18 protein-coding genes and 2 pseudogenes are annotated in these 23,063 nt (G+C 57.6%); 8 read left to right on the forward strand and 12 right to left on the reverse strand.

All coding sequences use genetic code 11. The annotated features are described in order from the left end of the window. Positions 1–294: pseudogene (locus K289_RS46605) on the forward strand (IS256 family transposase); the annotation flags it as partial. Between the two features lie 112 nt (positions 295–406). Next, positions 407–646, forward strand: a complete 240-nt coding sequence (locus K289_RS0137320) for a hypothetical protein (protein ID WP_027556069.1) — start codon at positions 407–409, stop codon at positions 644–646. Between the two features lie 456 nt (positions 647–1,102). On the opposite strand, the gene K289_RS0137330 is transcribed toward K289_RS0137320, so the two are convergent. Beyond that, on the reverse strand, positions 1,103–1,405 hold the full coding sequence (locus K289_RS0137330; RefSeq protein ID WP_027556071.1) for an HU family DNA-binding protein: 303 nt from the start codon (positions 1,403–1,405) through the stop codon (positions 1,103–1,105). A gap of 1,367 nt (positions 1,406–2,772) precedes the next feature. Between K289_RS0137330 and K289_RS0137340 the strand changes: the two genes are divergently transcribed. Continuing rightward, positions 2,773–4,572: a DUF885 family protein gene (locus tag K289_RS0137340; protein WP_198024855.1), complete on the forward strand. Its 1,800-nt coding sequence runs from the start codon at positions 2,773–2,775 to the stop codon at positions 4,570–4,572. A 370-nt stretch (positions 4,573–4,942) separates the two neighbouring features. Then, positions 4,943–5,300 (forward strand): annotated as a pseudogene (locus K289_RS52610) (PAS domain-containing protein); the annotation flags it as partial. Between the two features lie 290 nt (positions 5,301–5,590). Here the strand turns inward: K289_RS52610 and nodU are convergent. The 9 genes from nodU to K289_RS51060 form a co-directional block, all read right to left on the reverse strand. Continuing rightward, a complete protein-coding gene (gene nodU / locus K289_RS0137350; protein WP_027556073.1) occupies positions 5,591–7,297 on the reverse strand; it encodes a nodulation protein NodU in 1,707 nt (568 codons plus the stop codon). Next, entirely contained in the window at positions 7,266–7,574 is a 309-nt protein-coding gene (locus tag K289_RS51045; protein ID WP_156918391.1) for a hypothetical protein, read from the reverse strand. The genes nodU and K289_RS51045 overlap by 32 nt, the downstream gene beginning before the upstream one ends. An 804-nt stretch (positions 7,575–8,378) precedes the next feature. Then, positions 8,379–9,128 (reverse strand): outer membrane protein, encoded by a 750-nt coding sequence (locus K289_RS0137365; protein ID WP_027556074.1) that lies wholly within the window; start codon positions 9,126–9,128, stop codon positions 8,379–8,381. A gap of 806 nt (positions 9,129–9,934) precedes the next feature. Further along, positions 9,935–10,099 (reverse strand): hypothetical protein, encoded by a 165-nt coding sequence (locus K289_RS51050; protein WP_156918392.1) that lies wholly within the window; start codon positions 10,097–10,099, stop codon positions 9,935–9,937. Positions 10,100–10,987: 888 nt separating this feature from the next. Beyond that, positions 10,988–11,155 carry a hypothetical protein gene (locus tag K289_RS51055; protein WP_156918393.1) on the reverse strand — a complete coding sequence of 56 codons (168 nt, stop codon included), beginning with the start codon at positions 11,153–11,155 and terminating at the stop codon, positions 10,988–10,990. A gap of 306 nt (positions 11,156–11,461) precedes the next feature. Further along, on the reverse strand, positions 11,462–12,826 hold the full coding sequence (locus tag K289_RS0137370) for an MFS transporter (RefSeq protein ID WP_371260899.1): 1,365 nt from the start codon (positions 12,824–12,826) through the stop codon (positions 11,462–11,464). 34 nt (positions 12,827–12,860) lie between these two features. Then, a complete protein-coding gene (locus K289_RS49545; RefSeq protein WP_084788884.1) occupies positions 12,861–13,514 on the reverse strand; it encodes a hypothetical protein in 654 nt (217 codons plus the stop codon). A gap of 1,262 nt (positions 13,515–14,776) precedes the next feature. Beyond that, positions 14,777–15,001 (reverse strand): hypothetical protein, encoded by a 225-nt coding sequence (locus K289_RS0137380; RefSeq protein WP_027556077.1) that lies wholly within the window; start codon positions 14,999–15,001, stop codon positions 14,777–14,779. 540 nt (positions 15,002–15,541) lie between these two features. Beyond that, positions 15,542–15,700: a hypothetical protein gene (locus K289_RS51060; protein WP_156918394.1), complete on the reverse strand. Its 159-nt coding sequence runs from the start codon at positions 15,698–15,700 to the stop codon at positions 15,542–15,544. Between the two features lie 700 nt (positions 15,701–16,400). On the opposite strand from K289_RS51060, the gene K289_RS0137390 reads away from it, so the two are divergent. From K289_RS0137390 to K289_RS0137405, 3 genes are all read left to right on the forward strand, one after another. Beyond that, positions 16,401–18,107, forward strand: coding sequence for a caspase family protein (locus K289_RS0137390; RefSeq protein ID WP_027556078.1), 1,707 nt, complete (start codon positions 16,401–16,403; stop codon positions 18,105–18,107). Then, complete coding sequence (locus K289_RS0137400; RefSeq protein ID WP_084788883.1) at positions 18,104–19,072, forward strand: serine protease; 969 nt, start codon at positions 18,104–18,106, stop codon at positions 19,070–19,072. Before K289_RS0137390 ends, K289_RS0137400 begins: the two co-directional genes overlap by 4 nt. Positions 19,073–19,527: 455 nt before the next feature. Beyond that, positions 19,528–20,241, forward strand: a complete 714-nt coding sequence (locus K289_RS0137405; RefSeq protein ID WP_156918396.1) for a hypothetical protein — start codon at positions 19,528–19,530, stop codon at positions 20,239–20,241. A gap of 424 nt (positions 20,242–20,665) precedes the next feature. Here K289_RS0137405 and K289_RS0137410 read toward each other — a convergent pair whose 3' ends face one another. Then, the gene (locus K289_RS0137410) at positions 20,666–21,613 is read right to left on the reverse strand and encodes a restriction endonuclease (RefSeq protein ID WP_035687371.1); all 948 of its coding nucleotides are present in this window, start codon (positions 21,611–21,613) and stop codon (positions 20,666–20,668) included. A 67-nt stretch (positions 21,614–21,680) separates the two neighbouring features. Here K289_RS0137410 and K289_RS0137415 point away from each other — a divergent pair, with 67 nt between their 5' ends. Further along, positions 21,681–22,259 (forward strand): hypothetical protein, encoded by a 579-nt coding sequence (locus K289_RS0137415; RefSeq protein WP_027556082.1) that lies wholly within the window; start codon positions 21,681–21,683, stop codon positions 22,257–22,259. 37 nt (positions 22,260–22,296) lie between these two features. Here K289_RS0137415 and K289_RS0137420 read toward each other — a convergent pair whose 3' ends face one another. Beyond that, positions 22,297–22,632, reverse strand: a complete 336-nt coding sequence (locus K289_RS0137420; protein ID WP_371260900.1) for an AAA domain-containing protein — start codon at positions 22,630–22,632, stop codon at positions 22,297–22,299. Between the last annotated feature and the right edge of the window lie 431 nt (positions 22,633–23,063).

The following is a 23,063-nucleotide window of genomic DNA, read 5'->3' on the forward strand; positions in this document are numbered from 1 at the left end:
GAAATCCTGACTGTCGTCCGGTTGAAGTTGCCGAAGGAGCTTCGTCGATCGCTCGCCTGTACCAACATCGCCGAGAACATGATGGGCACCATTCGCCGCGTCACGCGCAACGTCAAACGCTGGCGGGATGCCGGTATGGCCTTGCGATGGGTCGCGGCCGGCATGATCGAGGCCAACAAGGGCTTCCGACGATTGAAGGCGCATAAGCAATTGTCGGTTCTGCGTGCGGCTCTTCAAGCTCGCCACAATCGCATGACGATCAACCCCGTTGCCCACGTCACGAGGGCCGCGTAACATTCATTCCGGCAACGTCGGCCCGACCTAGTTCAACAGCGATCGGGACATCCCCCTGACCGGGCGCGAAGAGAGCCAAACGAACGCAATCGTTCACGAGTTCGCCGAGACGATGAACGCGCGCAATGGCAAGCCAGAGCATGAAAACGGCGAGGGAGTGGGGAAGACGCGCCAGACGGAATCGCTGGAGGAGGACGGCGGGTTGTATCTAGATGCCCTTTTCGTGTTACCTGATCGACATCGCGCACATGGCATCGCCAGCCAATTCAGGCACATTGCCAAGATCGTCGATCGCGAAAGGCCGACGATCTGTCGGCTCGTGCAGCGCCTCTCCAGCGTATGTGGTCACTGAGTGATCGCCGACCTCCGGAGAAAATTGCCGATAACATCCAGATCTGGTTCGAGACTGGGGCGACCAATGGTTTCGATGTCCCGCCGTCACGGATACCCGGCCTTTTCGCACTCTTTGCAGTGCAACCCGTTTCGAGCTTGCACAAAAGCGGCCTGTTCCGTCGCAACCACGCCGACACGACACTGCCCGAGCAATACGAGCCGAGCCGCTCGGCGAGCATCTTCGCCAGCTCAAGGCAGGCGATCGCGTGATCACCTGACTCGCTTGCATCGCCGGCGTCTCGCCGGACGTGACGGACCTTGGCGTTGCGACCGTCTTTCGATGGCGGCAGGTCGGACTTAGCTAGCCTTTTTGCCCGCAGCCCCTTTTGGCTCTCTTGAGAGTTGCCTTGGCTTCAGTGTGTCGGACCTATGCCGTCTAGCTCAGTTGCTTTATCCACGGACAGCAGAGACCTCGTCATACTGCGACTGCGTCTTTAGCGACCTTGAGCGGTGACGCTTTAACCGATTTGCTGGCCGGCTTGGCCGCGAATTCCATCGGCTCCTTCGTGAAGGGATTAACTCCGCTGCGGGCTTCAGTCGCGGGTCTGTTCACGACCGACATCTTGACGAAGCCGGGAATGACGAACTCACCGGACTGATTCAACTCCTTGTAACCAACAGTCGCAAGTTGCTCGATGACGGCCTTTACGTCAGATTTGGAAACCTGCGTTCCTTCAGCAATCGCGTCAATCAGCTGATTCTTAGTCATCTTGGCCATGATGGATTTCCTTGAGAGGCGCAGAACCGTCTGAAATACATAAACTACGCCGATTTGCTATTCATCTTCGGCCGGAAAGAACACACGAATTGCTTCCCGTCCACGCCGAGATCATGAGGTGACGGGCTTAAAACCCATCGAAAGCCAAAAGACAAGGATCAGTTCGACGCGTCCCACATCGTGTCTGCGTCTTCCGCCAGGTGGGTTCGATCGAAGACTGTCTTCCACAATCACCTGATCGAGACCGGCAGCGCGCCGCCACTGGATGATTAGAGGGCGCGTACCGCGCTCGGACCGCGGCCCCGCCTGGTCGCGGCGGCTTAGGCAAGCCTCCATCACCATTGCCGGCGCGCGCCAGCAGATGACGAAAATCTCGCTTTTGCCTATAGGGAAGCGCAAGGCGTCGATTTGAATTTTAGAGGCGCCTGCAATGGTTCATCTGCAAGATCGTGCCAGGATGTGGTGAAGAAGCAATCCTAATGTTGTTCCCGCGGGCGATAGCTCACTGGAGACTCCACAAATGCCGATGAGCAAGCCACCTGGGGCCGGCGTCGGGGCTGTGCCGATTGCTATGCACTATTGGCTGGTAGGTGTCCATCACTGCCTCCCAGCGGTCACATTTGACGCAGCCAAGTGTAGCCATCGGTCATAATTTTGCGATGACCTTCGCACGGATCGACTCGGAGATCATAGGCGCGAGCGCGTTCGGCGATCTTCGGGTCGCGGACGGGCTGATGAGGCTCACGCACTCGTTCAAGCGCTCAAGCGCCATTGTCCACAAGCGTCGCCATTGTCCAGTAGCGAGTTCGCAAAGCTTCCGAGCGCGGCCAGATCTGTGTCAGCCAGGAGTTTGGCGATGCTATTCGTTACCGACAACCCGCTATTCCGACAGCTCGGCTGGTCCAGGTACAGACTTAACAACGTTTCAGCCGGCCCTTTCTTTGGAGGTCTAACAAAGCACAGCGCTTGGCGAGCTTGAACACCGTAGCCATGCTGTTGGCGAACCTGGGGAAGGTTCAGCGAGACGTCTCGCATCTGGAGCATCCACAGCTCGTTGGCAGTTCGCGGCCCGTTTGCACGATGGGCGCTTTGACTGTGAAGCAACCAACCCTGGTAGGTGCGTACGGGGCTTCCTCGCAATATAGCTCGGCGGGCTCACCATCGCTGCGACTGGTGGTTCGCTTTGTAGGCGAGGCTGGCCGCTGAAATTAGCGGCCCGCGATAGGGCAGTGCTCGTCACAGACAGGTGGAGCGTCAATGGCCCAGGCAAAGGACGGCGCCCACTCTGCTGACGCTACGGGCTGCCAATAGCGGCACGAACGTGGCCGCCGGGAGGATTCATGCTTCGCAGGACATTCAGTGTTAGCATGCTCGCTGCCGTCATGATTCCGAAACGAGCTCTGGCTCAACCTTCCGCTGCCTCTCCGGGCGCCATTCCCGCCGCCTCGGAGGATACACGGCTGAACGACTTCTTCGAGCAAGCCTCGCTGGCGCGGCTTCGCCTGAGCCCGGAAACGATGACCTGGCGCGGGATGAAGGAGCGCTATGGCGAGCTCGGCGACTATACCGAAGCCTTCCAGCACAAGGTGATGGCGCTGCTTAACGACCAACTCGTCCGCATGAAGCGCGATTTCGACCGCGAGAAACTAAGCGACAGTGCCAAGCTTTCCTACGACCTGTTCGACAAGACCGTCGAAAGGGAGCGCACCAGTATTCGTTGGTACTGGCAGAGCTATGCCGTAACCTCCAACGGCGGCCCGCTGGATGGCGTGCCGTTGCTTATGATCAACGGCCACCGGATCGACACGGTAGCGGACGCCGAGGCCTACGTCGCCCGCCTGCGCGCCGTGGAGCGGGTGGCAGGCGAAGTATCCGCCGACCTCGACGAGCGGACAGCGAAGGGCTTCCTGCCGCCATCTTTCATCTTCACCCAGGTGCTCTCGGATACGCAGAACCAGCTCAAAGGCGCGCCCTTCGACGCTGGCCCTGACCATCCCGTCTTTGCCGACTTCAAGATGAAGCTCGTGGCCTTGAAGACAGATCCTGCGGTCAAGGCCAAGCTGCAGGCCGCGGCCGAAGCCGCCCTGAAAGGCCCATGGCGGCACGGCTATAAGCGCTACATCGCCTCGCTGCAGGCGATGGCGGACAAGGCCAGTGGCAGGAATGGCGTCTGGGTCCTTCCCGCTGGCGCCGCTTATTACGCGGACATGCTCAGGCTTCAGACCACCACTGACCTCACACCTGAACAGGTGCATCAGACCGGGCTTTCCGAAGTCGCCCGCCTTCGCGCCGAGATCGAACAGCTGAAGAGCAAGATCGGCTTCGCGGACTCATTGGAGGCGTTCTTCGACCATGTGAGAACCGATCCGCGGTTCCAGTACCCCAATACTGCCGCGGGTAAGGCGCAGTGCCTAACCGAGGGACGAAAGATCATCGCCAACTACATGACGTTCGCTCGCACGCAATTTCACAGACTGCCCAGGTTGCCGCTTGAAGTCCGGGCCATCGAGCCCTTCCGCGAAAAGAGCGCATCGGCTGTGCCCACCTATCAGCCGGGCGCGCCTGACGGTTCGCGGCCGGGTATCGTCTACTTCAACTTGTCCGACATGACCCAGGTGCTGAAGCCGCAGATTCCTGCGTCCTGCTTCCATGAAGGCGCGCCGGGCCATCATTTCCAGATCGCGCGGGCGCTGGAGCAGACCGACCTGCCGACGTTCCGACGCAACGCGTCCTTCACCGCATATACGGAAGGCTGGGCCGTGTACTGCGAGAAGCTAGCCAAGGAAGCCGGCATGTATCAGAATCCCTACGACGACTTTGGCCGCGTAGCTTTCGAGCTCTGGCGCGCCGTGCGGTTGGTGGTCGACACCGGTATCCATGCCCAGCGGTGGAACCGCGACCAAGTCGTCGACTACATGAGGAAGAACACCCTGAACACGGAACGGGATATCCACGCCGAAGTCGATCGCTATTTCACCCACCCCGGCCAAGCCTGCGCCTACAAGATCGGGCAACTGAAGATCTCTTCACTTCGGCAACAAGCGGAGGCGAAGCTGGGCAGGACGTTCGACATTCGCGATTTCCACGAAACTGTGCTGGCCGCCGGCAGTCTACCTTTGGACATGCTGGAAACCGAGGTCAGAGCCTACATCGCCCGCAAGGCTTAGTCGCTGAGTTCACGCATGCGCACCGAAAAATGCTACGCCCGTGTAGTCACATTGTTTGGGGTGAGCGCATTAAGCGTACCCTTCAGGAGGTCGCGGGCAAATTGATCGCGGATTCGGGCTTCGAGCCGTTTGGTGAGGGGGTTGTCAGGTATGAATGGGTCGGCCGGATCAGGTGCATGTTTCATGCTTCCGTGGGAGTTTCGCGTGAAGGCACCCGATCGATCCGTTCCGAAAGACGAGACCAGCCACTTACCTTCCGATGCGTGACAACAACAAGCTCAAGATCGGAAACAAACCGAATGGTTGGCAATTGGGAACGATTGGCGGGCGTGCCCACGGGCGCCCCCAGAGCACCCAGCGAGGCTAGCCTCGTGGCGAATTCCAGGCAGCCGAATTCAAGCGGATCGGCAAAGGGCGGTCGCGAGATCTGGATCGAAGCAAGCGCATCGGCAAGGGCGGCCGCGAGGTCTGGATCCTCGCCCCCTACAATCCACTGCTCGACGACAAGGCAGGCCGTTCGGCGTGGTGAAGTCCGCGACCGACGTCACCGCGAGAAATTGAAGAGTTCCGATCTGATCTGGCCGGCCAGATTGCAGCGATCGACAAGTCGCAGGCTATGATCGAGTCCAACATGGACGGCACGATCATCACGGCGAACGAGAAAGTTCCTGCACGCGCTCGGTTACCCGCTGGCCGAGATCAAGGGCAAGCACCACAGCACGTTGGTCATGCATGCCTTCTTCGCGCCGATGCACTTGGCAAGCTCTACGTCCATGCCCGCAGAGCTGAGCACTTCTTCGCATTTCTGAGAGCCGGTTTGCGGCCTCATAAATGGCATGACGCATCATTCTGTCCCACACTTGCTGATATTGCCTGATCGATCAAATCTCTCCGGGTTGATAAGTACGAGGCGTCAGTCCAGATCGACAGCCGCGGCCCCAGCGTCCTTGAACCGACTTTGGCTCGCCAATGGTCGCCTTGAACGGCAGACTCGCGATGGGCCCTACGCCGGAAATAGTCATTCAACGCTTGTCCTTTGAAGGACGTGCATGGCCCGCGACCGTTCAGCCGCTCCTTTGGTCCACAACAGACCGTCCGACCATATGTGTTCAACGCGCCCCCATCGGCAGGCCGAGGCCACATCGGGGAAGAACCCTCGTCCACGGAGGTTGGCGCTGGTATTGCAAAGGAGCGGAAGCCCCGTGAGTTTTTCATACTCGACGAGAAGCTCCGCGATCTCATGCGGGGAGGTTCTGGCAATGGTCTGCAATCGCGCCGATCCGTCGAGATGTACAATGGCGGGGATTTTGTCTCGCCATTCTGCCCGTGTTTCGTGATCGAACAGCATGTAAGGATCGGGCGTTCCCGGACTGAAAAATTCAGCCGCCCGATCCTCCAGGCATACCGGCGCCACTGGCCGGAAGTGTTCGCGACGCTTGATGTCGTTGAGATGATCCTTCATTCCCGGCGAAGTTGCGGCTGCAAGAATGCTTCGGCCACCCAATGCCCGTGGTCCGAGCTCGGCGCAGCCGGCAAGGAACACGACGGGCTTGTTGCTCGCAAGAATCCTGGCAAGTTCGTGGGTGCTGCACGGTACAGCCTCCCATTCGCTCGGCACGTCGCCACGCTGCAGGGCTGGCCCACTATAGATTGACCATTCCAGCGGCACGAAGCCTTTGTCTGCCGCCATTGCAGCGCAAGCGGCTCCTATTGCCGACCCGCTATCGTTCGGAAAGGGCGGCACCCAGACAGCATCGAATAGGCCGCTCGCACGCAATGCACTGTTCCATTTGATATTGAGACCGCAGCCGCCAGCTATACACAAATTGCGCGCCCCCGGAAACTCCGTCTGCCGCTGCAAAACGCTCGTCATCTCCAGGATGAGGAGACGCTCGAGGAAATCATGAAACGATGCAAGCACGTCTTCCGGTCGTTTGGCCTTCAGCTGTAGGGCACTTGCGCGGAAGAATTCGTGGATGGCCGCAAGTGAGGAGTCGAAGCTGCTTTCGGCATGGTAGTGACGCATGTGCTCCGCGTCGGCCGCAAGACGCTCCTCGTAGAGGTTTCGGAACACAGTTATGATGTCTTCATCGGCAGACCCAAGCGCAATATAGGCCATGAGCTTGCCTGCAACGCCGAGATCGTCCCAGCTGGAGCGGTTCGTATAAGGCCCGAAGTGATCGGCCGCGGTCGCGTAGACCTGACCTATCAACGGAAACAGGCATTCGACGAACCGCGCGCCGCCGGGGTCGATATAATAGAGACGCGGAAAAATGATGCCGTCCCAGATCAGGCAGAATGCGGGCTGTCCGGCTTTGGCAAATGGGCTGGTGCAGTATGCCGAAGTCAAATGGCCTGTGACGTGCGGATAGCTTCTATAATGAAAGGACCGGCCGTCGAGAACCAGGCCACAGCCGTCGCGTGAAACGAGGACGCCTTCGGGATGACGTTCGACATACGACGCCCACTCGAGTGTGACAGGTTCGGCGCCACTGACGAGCCGAAGGCCGTCTTTCCACCACGCGCCGTCGATGACGAAACAATCGATATCGCGCGGATCGAGGCCGTGCTCCGCCAAGTCGGCAACAACTGTGTCGAAATTGTCGATCGCTTGATAGCGTCGATTGTTGCCCCGCTTCTCCTGCTCGACACAAAAGATTAGCCGTTCATCCTCGATAACAGCGATTGCTCCATCATGCCCCAGTTTGATGCCGCAGATGCGCATTGGGCCTCCATATTCCAATGCCGTAGATTTCATTTATTCGATAATGAATGGGCCGCTCAAAGCCGAGCAAGCGATCTTTGGTGATGCGCAACCTGAAAGACGCGCACAAAGCGATCCAACGCGAAGTCTGCGCCGCCAATTGATCGAACATGACGATCAGGCTTGAAACTGACCGACCATCACGAACACGCAAGGGCCACCAGTTCGAACGACGCGCGTGCAGTCCGCCATTGGCCGGCATAGTTGCAGTCACCGCACCGCGCTCACCGAGCGTCATCACGTAGCCATTGACTCGCAAGCGTACAATCTGACGCCGCGTACGATTCAACCGCTTCGAGCGCAACCCACGCATAGGATAATTGCAGGATCACAGCCTCGCTTAGGCCACGTTGCTTGCTAGATTTGAGGCAGCGTCACCAGCTTCCAGGTGACGCAGGGGCGGATTCGGCGCATTCCGATCCAGGCGTCGGTGCCGCCCCGCTTTACCTTCCGAGCAATCAGCATGACCACGCAATCGCATGCTCCGGCGGACGCGGCCGCCGTCTCATTTGCTCTTGAGCAGACGCGCCATCCGCGCCTATGCCGCACCCGTGTCTCTGTGCGGGAACTCTGCTGAGCGGATATTTCAGCCACTTTGATTGTTGCCGCGTCTTCCACGCGCAGTACCTTGCTCGCGTTTTCGACTCGCGTGCGACAGGGGCACAATCGAACAATGTTCTAATGGCGGCGCGAAAACCGCCATTTGAAGCAGCGCCCCCTTCCTTTGAAGAAAGCATTAACGCTGCGACGGCCACGATAGGCGATGGGTGAACGAGCCGCCTGAAGTCCAATCGCTGGGAATGCAACAGGATAGGCAGGAGATTGCCCTAGCTCTGCACCGAAGCTCACGCCAGACTCCTACCGGGAGATACAAACAGATGCATGATAGGCGAACGCCTTGCCGATCATACCTTGATTTGTTGACGTGTGAGGTAATGCGCCCTTGGGGAAAATGCCTGCCCGGCGGAATAAGCAGCGAGGTGAAGAAGCCCCTGCCCAGGGCAGGGGCCTCTCGAGAACCAGTTGAAGGTGACGAGAATCGCTATTTGACAGCTACTGGCTTGACAACTACAGCCGGGCTGAACGTGTAGTTGAGCCGCGCGGTCACGAGATCGACATCCTGATGGATGCGGTCATTCGCGGGACCTGTAGTTGTGGTAAAATTCAAGTTGCCGTCCTGCATGAACAAGTGGTCATACTCGACGGCAACCGACCAGTTCGGCGCGAACATGAATTCCACGCCAGCGCCTACTGCGCCGCCCCAAGCAATATCCCCAGCTCTTGCCAACGGCGCGCCGGTGAGACTGGAATTGATCTCGTAGGTGTTGCTCGTCAGCGCGAGCCCGCCTTTGGCGTAAATCAGCACGTCATTGTCGAAGGCATAACCGACCTGGCCCGTGATCATACCGAATCCATCGACCTTGGTTCGAATGCTGTCGGTTGGCAGCGCAATGCTGACATTGGAGCCGCTGAGATTCGCCCAATTGCCTTGGCCTTCGAAGCCAACAAGGGCGTGGCCGTATTGCCATCGATACCCGATCTGCCCACCGATCGTGCCGCCATTTGCATGATGGCAGCCCTCTGAACTGATGCCACCGAAATCCCAGCAGTTTTGGCTCGAAGTCCAGCCGGTATTGATGCCGGCATAAAAACCGACCCATTCGTACACCTGGGCTGCGACCGGCGACGGCGCCTGAATGTAGGCCGGCTGCGAAGCTAGATCCGCACTGAGTGCGGGCGCCGCCGCGCTAAGCGCGACGATGGTCGCAGTGGCAAGCAACAGATTTTTCATTTCGAGCTTCACCCCATCAAGACGATACAGTCGTTCGCTATTACCAGCGTCGACGCGAATTGCTGTACCTGGCGGGCAACATTCATTTTTTGAGGATTGGCTTGAATCTCACGTTGCGTAGTGTTGCAGGCGAATCGTGAGAGGCCTTATGTAAGTGCGCGCATCTGAAAGCGGGCCTGCGCACGTTCAATAGAGGCTACGATCAAGCTTGCCGATCAACGGCAAGTCAGGAACGCAGCTATAGCAGGCGCGTCTGGTCCTTATCTCGTTTTCCATTAGCTAGCCAGAAGAGTCCCCATTGGACTTCGACTGACACGCCGTTGAGGGAGGAACTTGGATGCAATCGCTAAGTGCACTCCCTGCAATGCAGACGAATCTGTCAACGAGCTGCGCTCAATGAATCCGACACTGTATCTTGCAGGGAACGCTAACGGCCGCTGCTCTGCACTTCACTCGATTATAGCGGGCCGTTGATCGTTAGATGGTCAGAGTGCTCCTCGCGAAAGCCCTAGCGTCGCTGGCGCAGCGTCGAAACAGACTACTGGGGCGGGAACTTCCTCAACGTGTTAAAGAGGCGCATCTCACCTTCACGGGCAGGTCCAACGGTGAAATTGCCATTGGCAAGTGAAGACTTTCTCGCGTCCGCTACGGCCCTCGAGACGGTTCGAGCTGTGCAGCGCTGTCATAGGGCACGACGAAAGCGGTCCTGCCCGCGGGCCGCGACCGACACCGCGGGCGGGCCGATAGGCCCTTTTGCTTACAAGGCGAGATTCAGGTTTTGTTTGTGAGCGCGAAGCCACGGCCGTTTAGACCTTGTTCTTGAGTATGATTCCAACAGCAGCTGGAACGGCCACGCTTAGCACCAAGGTCCCGACAAGTCCGGCTACAAGCCCCCAAAACCCGCCAGTGGTCGCCGATGCTTCTTCAGGCGTTAGTTCTGTCACAGCATAGGCTGACATATCGGTCTTCATCGTTGTCTCCTTTTCTCAGTCGAGCCGGTTGGCATGCTGCCACCGAGCAAAAGAGAGAACTCAAGAGCCGTGCCAATTGCGCAGGAAGGGTCCCGGAAAGTCCGATGTGCATCTATTCAACGGCTTAACTGAAAATGCGGCGGACGCCGGCCGGGCATCATCGTGTCTCGGACGCGACAAACTTGACAAAGACAACGCAATGTATCGGGGAGAACGGCAACGGATAGATCGTGCAAGTCCAGAACAAAGAAGAAGTCGCAACTTGGTGAGACCACATTGATGCGCCTGAATGGACTTGCCGCTCACGCACTCTGTACGCGAACGCGTGGATGCTACCCGTCGGACAATCTCCTCCTGAGGCAGCCGCCCGATCTTTGGCGCGTGGTCGCCTTATCCGCAAGCGGTTTTGAAGCAAAATCGCCGCAGGGCAAGAGAAAACCAGCTTCATGGCCGGGGTTGCTCCGGACGGACCTTCACCTTCGCTGCCGCCGCCGACAATCTGGTGCGGCCTTCGCTCGCTGATAGCGTGGATTTTTGATCGTTTGACGGTCAAAGTGCTCGGCTTCGCGAACGCCCTTGCGGGCTGCTGGCGGATTGTCGAAACGGACAAGCAACAACTTCCTAGATATTGTCAGAGAGGCGGATCTCACCTTTACGGGTAAGCTCGACGGTCAAATGCCTTGGGTGCGTTGAAGGACTTTCTCGCACCCGCTACGGCGCCCGAGACGGCTCGATCTGTGCAGCGCGCTCATGGGAAGGGCACGACGAAAGCGGTCCTACCCGCGGCCGCGGATCGGTTTTTACCGGCTCCGCGGGCGGGCTGATAGGCCCTTCTTACGCACAGTGGCGCGATTCAGGCTTCGTTTCTCAGCGCAAAGCCAAGGCCGTTCAGGCCTTGTTCCAGGGGATCAATGTAGCTGCAACTGGAACGGCTGCCCCTAGCACCAGAAGTTCGACAATTGCCGCTACAAGCCCCCAAAGCACCCCGCCCGAAGTCGCCGATGCTTCTGCAGGCGTTAATTCTGTGACACCATAGGCTGACATATCGGTCTTCATTATTGCCTCCTGTTCTCAGTGGTGCCGGTCGGCAGCTGCTGCCGCCGCGCGAGAGAGACACTCAAGAGCCGTGCCAACCGCGCAGGAAAAGAGGCGAAAAAGTCCGTTCTGCATTCTATTCAGCAGCTTAACTGACGATGCGGCGGGGCGCCGGCCGAGCATCACCTGTGTCTCGGACGCGACAAAAGGGACAACGCAAGGTACGTCCGTAGAAGCGGCACCGAGTAGATCGTGCAAGTTCTTGCGTGCGGATTTTTCGATGTGCGTACCATGAGGAGCGAATAAAACGCGCTGATGCCACTCGCGTTACCACTCGTCTTCCTCCTCCACCCGGAGCACAGCAGTCTTCGGGGGGGACACGAGTGCCTGAATCAAGGATGGATCGATCGTCGGTGTGCTGCGGGAGCGCTTGACGGTCCACCTGCCCAACCACGGCATCAAAAACCAAGCTAACGCCAGGCACTGCACAGCAACAGCGAATGCGAACGCCACCTGGTAGGCGATCGCGGGATAGTGGCCATTCTGAGTGGACCATTGCTCCAGGATCAGCCCGGTGCCGTATTGGACGACGAAACACCACCCGAAATGAACGACATTCAAGCCGGCATTTGCTCTGGCGGCGAACTCGCGCGGGAAATATTCCGCGATGATCGCATAGCTGAGGACTGTGGCCGCACCAACGACCGAGATGACGAGCCATGACAATTGCGATGGTAGCGGTACGCGGAAGACCAGCGCAAGCTCGGCGCCCATGAATAGCACCGTCACTGCGACGAACAGTCCTTCTGACCCGAGCCCACGCCTGCGCAGCCGGTCAGCCAGGGTGCCAAGCAGCAAAGCTCCCGCGCAAACTCCCAGCGCCATGATGAAGAGCTGAGTGATCAAGGACTCGCGGGTAAGCCCTTCGACATCCTTCAGCCATGGCGCCGCCCACAAGGCCTGCAACGACCAGGCCGATCCGACGCAGCTTGCGGAAAGTGGCGCGATTCGCCAGAAACGGCTGTCCGTGTAGATGGCTCTTAGCTTGAGGGGGCTCGACCTGGTCTCCTGTGGCCGCATCGCTTCAGGGACCGCCCAAAAGATCAGAAGAGCAGCTGCGAACGTCGCAAGGGCTAAGATTTCGAACAGCTGACGCCATCCGGTATATTCCAGTAGCCACTCAGCGGGCGTCGTTGCGGTTACCGCACCGAGCGCTCCGAGCGTGATCATGTAGCCATTGATGAGCGCCACGCGCTCTCTTGGAAACCAAGTGACAATGGCCTTCATCCCGGATAGGGCTGCACCCGACACGCCGAGGCCGATCAACGCGCGCGCGATCAGAAGCTCCACCAAGCCCGTCGCCACGCCGAACAGAGCCGCCCCACAGCCGGCAATCAACAGAAGCACACTCTGGACGCGGCGCGGGCCAAAACGATCCAGCAGCGTTCCAACGGGAATCTGGACCCCGGCGAAGACCAGGAAATAGACCGATGTCAAAAGGCCAAGGGTGGCGGCATCAAGACCCAGATCGGATGACAGCTGCCCGGAAATCACTGTGTTGATCGTCCGGAACAGATAGGACAGGTAGTAGCCCGCGGCAAACGGGAGAAAAGCACAAGCGATGAGGCGCAGAATCGGAAATCCGCGCGGAGCATCGGAATCCGACCGCTTGCGGATGACGCGGCGGCTCACTTCTCGCGCACCACCCGCCTGGCCTCCGGCCAATTCAGCAGAACGCGTTTGGCAGATGTTGAAAGTTGCGATTGCTGCCGCCCTCCTCGGCGGCAGCAATCATGTCAGCGGTTTCCTCTGTATTATTGACCGGGGCACTATCCCCGGCTGGCTCAGCCGAGGCCGGCGAAGCAATTTCGGTTGTGCCAGCACAGACCCGTTCGTTCTCGATGCGGTCGATTGTCTCCCGCATCAGGGGACGACGCAGGCTCACACGTCGATTGATCTGTTCGGCCAGGGCCTCGAATCGATCTCGTCCCAATGCGCACGCTTGACGCTGTTGTGGCTGTGGCATCGCAGGTGTAACGGTCAGGTGATAGCGGGCATGCAGCGCAACCGTCTCGGCGATGATGCGGACCTCGCCATCGAGGTGCTCGAGCCGGCTGTTGATCCGGTCGAGCGTCTCATAGATCAGACCTTCAATCGGGGGTGCAGGATCGAGGAAGCGCTCAAGCGCTGCCTCCACAACACTGCTCTTGCCAACACCGGGCCGTTCGGTTGCAGCTTCCAGGCGCTCGAATATTTGTTCGGAAAGCTGAACGCTGATCTTTCGTGTTATCGAAGAGCTTTGCCGCGCTCTCAGGCCAGCCACATTAGATCGTTCCAAAGTTGGTCCGTTCGCTTCATCTCGTTCTGTCTCAAAGCTCATGCTCGGCTCGTCCTCGGAGGCAAAGGTCCGACGCACGCGTGAGCGAGCACGCGGCGCGAGATCGGTTGCAAATGACAGTGATTGGCCCACTGAAGATGGGACGAGACAAAGGGCAGGATGACTGCTGCTTCAATTGCGCGAAGACCGGAAGCGTAGTCTGGCGTAGTGAAAGAAAGAAACGACGATGATGGATCCCCTGCGCTGGACTTGTCCTGCCCTTCACGGCGACCTCACGCCCGCGCGAAGCACTTTCCCGACCCTGACGCTCCGCGCCAAGCAGCATGCGGTTTCGACGACGGCCTCATGCCGCTGGCGCGCCTTCGTATGACGTGCTGAATGCGCCCTCTCCGGCAGAGGCAGCATCCTTGTGATCCAGCGCCGGCCGAATGGTGCTAGCGCGCCAGCGGACAGTCACGCTCCCGCCGTTCAACCGCCAGACATCACGGGTGGACGGCAGAGAATCGGCTCTGGGCACGGCGCTGCGATCAGCGGTCGTTCCGTCCAGTCGGGCTTTCAGCCACCAACGTCTGGAACTTCGGTCTGCAATATAAGAACATGATCGGCAAAAACGGGATTGGCGCGAAGTTGCGCGCCCTGTATGCGGCTATGGTCCAACATACGCGTTGCCGTCATGACCAGCACCGCTTGTTCGCGCTCTGTCGTTAAGCGCGCGGAACTTGACGCCGCGTATGGCTCAAGCTTTCGAGGCGATCCACGCATTAGGTGGTGGGACGAGCTGCGGCCCGGGTTAGGCACGCTGCTTGCAGCGTTCTAAACAGCATCACCGATCTCTCCCGGGTGATGTAGGGGCGGATTCGGCGTATCACCGGTCCAGGGCGTCGTTCCGCCCCGCTTTTTACTGTCTGATATCGAGAGGCACGAGGCCAGGTAAGACCCGCATGATGAGACCACCACCCCTGTAGTCTCGTCGGCTTTCGGTATCGGTCCTGTCGCTAGAATGATTCGCCGCGAGCTGGTACGCCTGCCGGAGCCAGCACCACCTGATGGGACGGCTCCAAGGACATTCCAACCTGTTTGCATGAATCCCGGCGCTCCCGTCGCGCCCCATTCGTGCAGCCCCCTTCCCCTTCCCGGCCTCTTCCCGGCTCGCCGCTGGCAAGCGCAAGCCGAACAGTGGCACGAGCCCGATTGGCGCGCGCCAGTTGCGGCTCTTGGCGAATACTGCCGTTCGAGAGGGGGCCTGACTTTGGCGCGTTACGGATCGAAACTCCGGAGACCTTTTTGTGCTTTGGCAGCTTTTTCTACCCAGGCTGAGCCGGGCCGGTGCCAGCAGACGCATGCGGGATTTCAAAGGCCAACGGAAAGGCAGCCGCTGCCAGGGCTTCGAAAGCATGGCGCTCTTCAGACAAGCGCCTCTCGAAATATTGGCGCTCGTGGTCCGCCAGCTGGGTTTTAAGCAGACGACAATAGCGGTGGATCTGGTTACGATGACTGCGCAGGGCAGCCAACTCATCGCTGATGGGCATCGATTTTCTCCGCCAAATTTGGCGTGTTCCGTGGGTCGGTACACCAATGAGATCCGTGCCAAATCCTGGCCAACATCCCGGGCACGTTCCCAGTTTGGCCCTACCTGATTGAGTAGTGTGCTCCGCATACCGGAGGACGGCAGAGGCGCCCACTTGCTCTCACGACTGGCTCAAAACCTGGCGTGAGCTCGATCTGAAGCTACGATTCGGCCAGTCCCCTTGGGACCTGCCGTATGGCGCGTCACAGTGCGGACGATCACGTCGAATTCCGACAGGCGCGTGGTCGCATTTGCCACAACGCGACACGAGCTTCGGACGTGCGGCGACGCTGTGGGCGCGAGGGAATGATCTCCTTGAGTCCAGGACGCTGTCCCTCTCGTTCCGGGGATCAGCTGTGGCGTGAGATGGCCGCGAGACTCATCCCTGCTCACAGGAGCTTTGCATGCGGCTCGCGGATCCTCAGAATGCAGCGGGCTTACGGCGTCGTCACGGCTGCCTGCATGGTGCGCCAGATTTTGGCGCACCACGACCGAGGGCAGATCAGGCAAGGCGGTTACAGTGTTCGCAGCGGGGGCGCCCGCCAGTGCCGGGGGCAAGATACTGCCGTTCGATGTTGTTGCCCTCGGTGCACTTGTCGTTGTCGTGATAGACGTTCTTTGCGTTTGGCTTGTTCGAATGGAATGGAGGCACTTTGGCCATGGTCAATCTCCTCTAAGAAAGCGCGTCGAATCAATGTGAATACGCTTCGCTGTGCACAGTAGCGATTCGGCAGATACCGATTGTTGCAAACCATCCGGCCTCAACGCCGAAATTCCGCACTTGATCGCCCTCCTTCGACGAATTTCGCCTGCGATATTTGCTAAGATTCGACTACGCGCGGGTGCGGGCGACGCCAGGCGTCAAACAGGACTGCTAGCTCGCCTGCGCACCTCGAGAAGTGAACGAAAGTGATCGATATTCAGTCCGACATAGAAGGCGACGCGGGCTTGGTTGGGCCAGACGAACTTCGGGCGAGCAACGATTGGTACGTATGCCGACAGAAAGTACGTCCAGCATTGGTAGGAGGATCGCCGCCGCAAGAGATGAGGATTTTCCGGGCTGCGTCACGTAATATGTAGCTAGCGATTTTATCTGCGACCGCGAGCCAATGGCAGTCCGGGAGCAAGAAAGGACCTAAACAATTAGGAAGAACTAAAAGTAGCCACCAAGTGTTACTCACCATCTCAAGCGATTGCAACTTTAAGTAAATCAACGTAAGCTGACTCTCGTTATTTGCCGAGCAACGACGGCGTGGAGGAAGATGGCTTCACCTGGTCCGGAGCGCATGCGGATCGGAGACGCTCCCACAGCCTGACGGTTGCCACTGTTCTTATTGACGATGTCTATCGGGGCATTTGGAATGAGATATTTCGCCAAAAGCGCGCTCTCGATCGTATTCGCGTGCCTTTCCGCAGTATGCAGTGCGGAAGACCTTCCAAACTACGTTTTCGAACAGCCGGTGCCGAGAAAGGCCTACGTTCTATCGATCGCGGACTATGAGCACGAGGACAAGTTACCGAGCTCCGCCAAGGACGAAGCCACGGTAAAGGCAAAGCTGGAAGCACTGAAATTCATCGTCACTCCGGCCAGCGACGAAGCAAAAAAGACCGCTGAAGGCCTGCGATCAGATCTCAAATTCTTCTTCAGTTCGGTCAAGCGTGGAGATATTGTCCTGGTCTATTACTCTGGCCACGGATTTTGGTTCAGAGGCAGAAACTTTATCGTTCCGTCGACAGTCGACAACGCCAATCCGCCCAAGCAGCCTGGCAGTGGCGATCCGGTTGATCCCGAAGATCTGAATGTTTCCGTTTCGGAGATCGTTAGTCTGATTGACCACGTGGGAGCCGGTCAGGCAACCATTGTGGTTGACGCTTGCCGAGATGCACCCAAGTTTCCGATGTCAAAGGCGGACGCCCTTCAAAAGAAAGTCGATCTGCTGCAAGGCGCATCATCACTCCTCTTCTTCGCCGCCCAGGAAGGCTACTCGTCGGAAGGCAACAGAGACCCAAACCAGAACAGCAAATATACCGGCTACTGGCTGAAATACGTTGATCAACCCGGCAAGCCGATCATCGATGCCCACCGACAGGCGACGATAGCTGTTCAGATGGCCACTCAAGGCCACCAAATTCCTGAGCTAGGTGGCGTATACAGCGGTGCGCTCTATCCGGCCCCGTCACAGGAGATCTTGGATGAGGAGAAAGCTAGCTGGCTAGCTATCTTATCGGCGGGAACGGAAGGAGATGCGAACTTTTACGTGCGCCTTCTTCCAGGCTCGCGCTTTGTCGCTGCTGCCCGGAAGTGGCTAGCGGATCGACAAAGTCAGCCGAGAAGGACGACAACAAGCCGAGTAAATCCGCTTGCAGTGGAGAATGCTGGCCAGTTCGCAACCGTCCTCAGCACGCGCACTTTCCCGACGGACGCAAACAAATCGGGCGAAACGCTATCGATGGTAGTGCCGGGATTGAGCGGGAATTTGGAGTTTTCCGGCACGCAGCGGTTCGATGGGGAGAACGCGGCTCCGCAGTCGAAACCATACATCACAGCCAGAGCGACAATAGATACGTTCGATCGGCCGAGTGTGGCGGGTTCAAAACTGAGCACGCTAAACAAGGGCGATAGCTTTACAGTCAGCAATTTCTTGAGAATCGGTCAAAGAAATTGGATTGAAGGCTCATTTCAGGATGGCAAGAAAATTTATGTCCCAGACGCGACGGTCCCGGACTTGCGCAACCTCGCTACAGCGAAGCTGCGCGTCTCCGATGTAACGTTCGGGAGCAGCGACATCCTGTCACCTCCGAACTTCTCCTCACTTGCAAAGACAATAGAAGAAGTTGGCGTCAAAAATGTCGTAGGCGTGAGCGTCCGCATTCGTCCACAAACGAACGTCGATAAAGCATATGGCGCGCAGTCTTCGCAACTTCGTCTCACTCGAATTCGTTCCGAGCTGAAGAGCCTTGGTATTTCAAATGCCCTCATCGGGGGAATTATCGAACAGGGCGAAGGTACAACCGTCGCCAATACCGCCCGCGTGACGATAGCTGTAAATCAGGATGCTAAACGATGACAAAGCCAGATATGATTCCCGCCCGCGGACACGCTTCGATAGCCCGCAGGATTGGGAGACTTGCTCTAGTATGCGGCACTACGCTGCTGACGCACCCTGCCTACAGCGACGAACTGGCCGCGGATCAGCTCAAGGGCTCCGCCCCATACATCGAGACTGCGCGACGCTATTTGCAGAGTGCCAAGCAAAAGATTATCGGCGGCCATCCGGTTTCACCTGGCACACACAAATGGCAGACTTCACTTCAGATTTCATGGATTCCGAGCGGCGTTGACGCTCATTTCTGCGGAGGATCTCTGATAGCTCCTAATTGGATCCTGACGGCGGGCCATTGCATGGAGGATTTGAAGGCGACCGATGTTCGAGCCGTTGCAGGGCCCCTCGACCTTGGAAAGAGTGCACAAGCTCGCAGCGTCAGGCGCATCATCGTGCACGAAAAGTACGCTACAGACAATTCCAACGTTGTGGCCGGCCCTCATCCGGTGAACGATGTGGCGCTGGTTCAGGTCTTCAAGCCCTTCGAAATGAATGCGCAGTTGCAACAGATACCGCTGATCGATACCGCGCTGGAGGCCACCATTGCGCAACCCAACCACGAGTTGACTGCGTCGGGGTTTGGCGCGACAAAAGTGGGAGGGAAGGTTGTTGCCGGCCTTCTTTCGGTAGACGTGCCATTCGTAAGTCGCGAGACCTGCAATCGTCCGCAAAGCTACGATCAAGCCATTACTGACGGGATGATTTGTGCCGGTGAAGTCAAAAAAGATTCTTGTCAGGGAGATAGCGGCGGCCCCCTCACCTATCATCCTTTGAAAGACGACGTTGTTCAGGTTGGCATCGTCGGATGGGGAGATAAGTGCGGCGTCCAAAATAAGTACGGTGTCTATACGCGGGTGACCGCATACAGAGATTGGATCATGGCCTGCATGGCTAGTCCTGATGACCTCGCTAAGTGTCCGCGGAAATGATCAGCGGCGGAAGAGAAAATACGAGAGACATCGAAATGGAGACTTGCGGTCTCGATCCTGACTTTAATAGTTGCTGTTTGATTCTTTTACATTGCCCAAGAACGCGGGTGGTGGCGGCTGTGCCGAGTACGAACGAGTAGCCGTCTCCTGCAATGGCGCGGATCAAACGACAAATCACTTGCGCGCTACCGACGGTTGTGGAAGCCTAGATCTATACTTTGGGGGCAACGATAATGTATGGGCGATTTGTGGTCGCAGTATTTTGCTGCGTCCTGATGGAGGGGTGTGCGACTTTACCGACTGAGCAAGCTGATGGCGTTTCGTTAGCTCTCGTCGAAACTCGAGTAAAATGCGAAATCGGCAGAGCCTACAACGAACTTGGTAGTAGGGTTGATTCATCTGGTAGGCCCATCTTTCCAGACCTCAGCAGATGGGCCGCGGCCGTCACCCTGTCCATGTTGGTGGATACCACCGGCGGGATAGCCTCCTCAGGTTCGGCGATTGGCCCGTTCGGTAGTCTTAGCCCGTTAGAGATCACTGCCGGCGCAAGCCTGAACGCTAAGCGCACCGCTCTTTCCAACGTCTACACGGCGTTCGCGGAAGCTGCGCTCCACGACTGCAAGAATGTTCCTGTCGGCATACTGCTCGAAGGAAATCTTGGCCTTGCAGAATGGATTATCCGAGTCTTCGAAGATCAGCTCAAGGTGCAACAGGCAGCTGAAGAAAACTCAAGATTTGGTCAAATCTTGCCATTCACAGGTAAAGATAAGTCAATTGGCTATACGCTTGATTTCCTCACGACTCTGGGCGCTGGTGTATCTCCAAACTGGGCCTTTAGTGGTGGAACGACAAAGGCCGGCTTCGCCTATGAAGCGAAACTGACGAATTCGCTCGACATAGCAATGGTTGAAATGGGTCAAGGAGACTTCGAGAAGATATTTCAGACAGTCCATATCAAGGCCGTGACCACACGCAAGGTAGTTAGAGAGAGCGATCCAAACGATCCGAACAGAAAAATTTTGACCGTCAGAACAATTACGGTGCGCCCTGCACGTACGGAACACCGCTATGTGGGGAGAACGGGGATTGGGAACGACACAAAGGCGAAATTGAACATCGTGCTGCAGCAATTGAACAACAAGTTACTCATTCAAAGTCTTAGGAGATAGCCGACGACTCAATCGTCGGCTCGCTGCGGCGCTAAGAGAGACTTGGACTGCCCATGTCGAGCAGGTCAACGGCGAATGAGTCGCGCCCCACTTCGTTCGGCAAGCGCCGTTCTCTGTCCGCTGATACCTTCTTGATGACGTGCCAACCTTCTAGCAGATCAGGCACGGATTGCTTCGCCAGTGCGATCCCTTCCAATTGGACGGACAAGGTAGGATGACTCCTTATCAGTTCACCGACTGAAACCATTTGCGACCAAACCTTCAGTCCGCAGACGACTATCCTTCTATCGGAAGGGGATCCCGGAGAGTGCTACGAACGATCGCTCGTCCAATCGAGCGATTGTTTCGAAGACTGCCGGGCCGCTTGATCGGAGGCCGGAAGAGTACGAAGGCGACCATCACTGACAGCTACCTTTCAACCCCCTCAAAATGCCGGTGCGTCAATGTGCCAGGATATGAGCGCGTCCATATCCACCAACACGACCCTCCCCGAAACCCCGGCGGACTCTACCGCCTCATCAGTGAATGAGGATGTAGTGATGATGTATCCGCGAAGGGCACCCTGCTCTTCAATCACGCCCTTAAATTGCTGGATGGTCGGCCGTCCTACCCTGTTCCCTGGTGCGTTTCGCTTGCACTGCACGACAATCAATCCATTCGGGTGAATGGCGAAGCCATCGACCCCGAAATCATTTGATTTCCGCGTTGCCCAGGATTCGAAGCCTGCCGCGTCGAAAAAGCTCATCGTGTGGCGCTCAAACTGAAACGGATCCATATTGAGCAAATATGCGCGAAGCGCCAGCTCTTCTGGCGGCACCGTAAAGCGAGTCGGGTCCATCGGCTGCTCTTTCATCGCAGCCTTCATCTGCGCACTAGCGCGGCGCAGGCGTTCGTCCTGCACTACAGCGTCAATAATTTCCGCAATGTGAGGTCGCGCCTCGGGATTGAATAGAACGGCTTCAATTATCGACGTGATACCTGCCGTACCGAGAAAGATTAGCAACAGAACGGGTACACCGAGTGCACCGCCGAACGCTGCAATACCGGCAGCGTGCCCGCCGACCAGAGGAATGGCGGCCAATGTCGCAGGCAGCGCGACCTTCATCGAAAGTGAAAGGTCGGACTTCCGATAGCTCGAAACAGTTTCTGAAACGCTGTTTGCAATTGTCGTGATGACCGCCCGGGAATTGATGAGCGTGTTTAACTTTCTGAACTTTTCAACCGGGCGCAAGTCACTGGCAATAACATCGCGAGAATCACTGAGCCACTGAACGGCGAGCACGCGATCTTCGGCACGCGTCGCATGCTTGATAGCTGACGCGAAGCAGCCGATCAGCCACTTCCTAATGCCTTCTGTGATTGCATTGACCATAGCTATTTTCTTAAGGTGGTGACAGCCCTTATAGTGACTTCCGAAAGGTTAGCCAAAGGAATTCGGGATGAGAGCATTTTTGATACTGATATTCTTAAGTAGCGCCACGTTGACCGCTCGCGCTGAGGATGCCTCCGCCCCCAGCCGCATCGACAGCCTGACCAAGTCTGCTCGCGACATGATGCCGTCGTTGCCATCAGTGTCACTACCTTCAATGCCTGACTTGCCTCTCCTCGACATGTCTGATCCGACCGGCAAGTTAATGGCCGAATTCAACTCGTTTACACAGCAGGTGGGGGATGCGTTGCCCGTGCTCGAACAAATGGGCTACGAGGTCACAAGCTTCAAAATTACTTGGGGCCTTCCACCTAAAGCGCGCTTACGACTGAAATCGAACGGCGGCGCGGACGTCCAGAAGATGAGCGCAATTGCAGCGAAAGCTCCCACCGATGGCGTTTTGGCATCGACGCTTATCTCTAGCGCGGCCACCGCAAAACGAATCCAGAGCAGCATGAAGCTCGGAACGGCGTTTCTCGATGTAGATTTCGCTGTGCCCCCTCGCGTCAACATGAAGTTTGTGAACTCGAAAGGGAACAGTAAAGAGGAACCGCGAGATCTAGACGATTTGGAGTTCGCCTGTAGGTGACGGACAACGGCTGAATATCGGCTGATTTTAGTAGGCTTCAAAGAGGTCGCAATTCAATCGCCATCTCAACGTATCTGCAAAAGGCGTTGGCGAGCTGCATCTGCCGCGGGGTTCGGCACTCAGCCTCGAAAAGTCGAGGCGAGGCGACAATGACGCAGACACACTTCGCTCTCGAGGTGGCGACGTTGAGCCGATTGGCACTGTAGAGAAATTCCATTCCAAGCGGAGCGTCGGAATGGCTCGAGGTTGTCATAGAATAGATGACGATCGGAGCCTCTTGCCCCTGAAATTTGTCGACGGTGCCTACGTGTGCGCCGGGGATAAGCTCCTGCAACCCGAAGACCTGGGCATTATAAGGAGCGACGATCAGGATATGGTCGCGTCCACTGCAGCGGCGTCGACCCCGACACCGTCGACGACCGTCACGGTTAGACCCCCCTTCCTGAGATGGTCGATATAGCTCCGTTCATGCAGCGCGCCACGCTCGGCGAGCGTCGCAAGAACCGGATCCCATATCTTCGGTTTCTGCAGTTGACCGCTGGCCACCTTCAGATCGAGTTCCGTTAGATACCGGCAGTTCAGATGGCCGACCAGATCGCCGGCGCTCAGATTGATAGTGCCCTCGATGCTCTACATGCGCCCTTCTCAAACCGATCCGGCCTTCCCGTTCGGGGATGTCCCGATCGCTGTTGAACTAGGTCGGGCCGACGTTGCCGGAATGAATGTTACGCGGCCCTCGTGACGTGGGCAACGGGGTTGATCGTCATGCGATTGTGGCGAGCTTGAAGAGCCGCACGCAGAACC

Origin of the sequence: Bradyrhizobium sp. Cp5.3 (genome assembly GCF_000426265.1) — a bacterium.
In the GTDB taxonomy this organism is placed as follows: Bacteria; Pseudomonadota; Alphaproteobacteria; order Rhizobiales; family Xanthobacteraceae; genus Bradyrhizobium; species Bradyrhizobium neotropicale.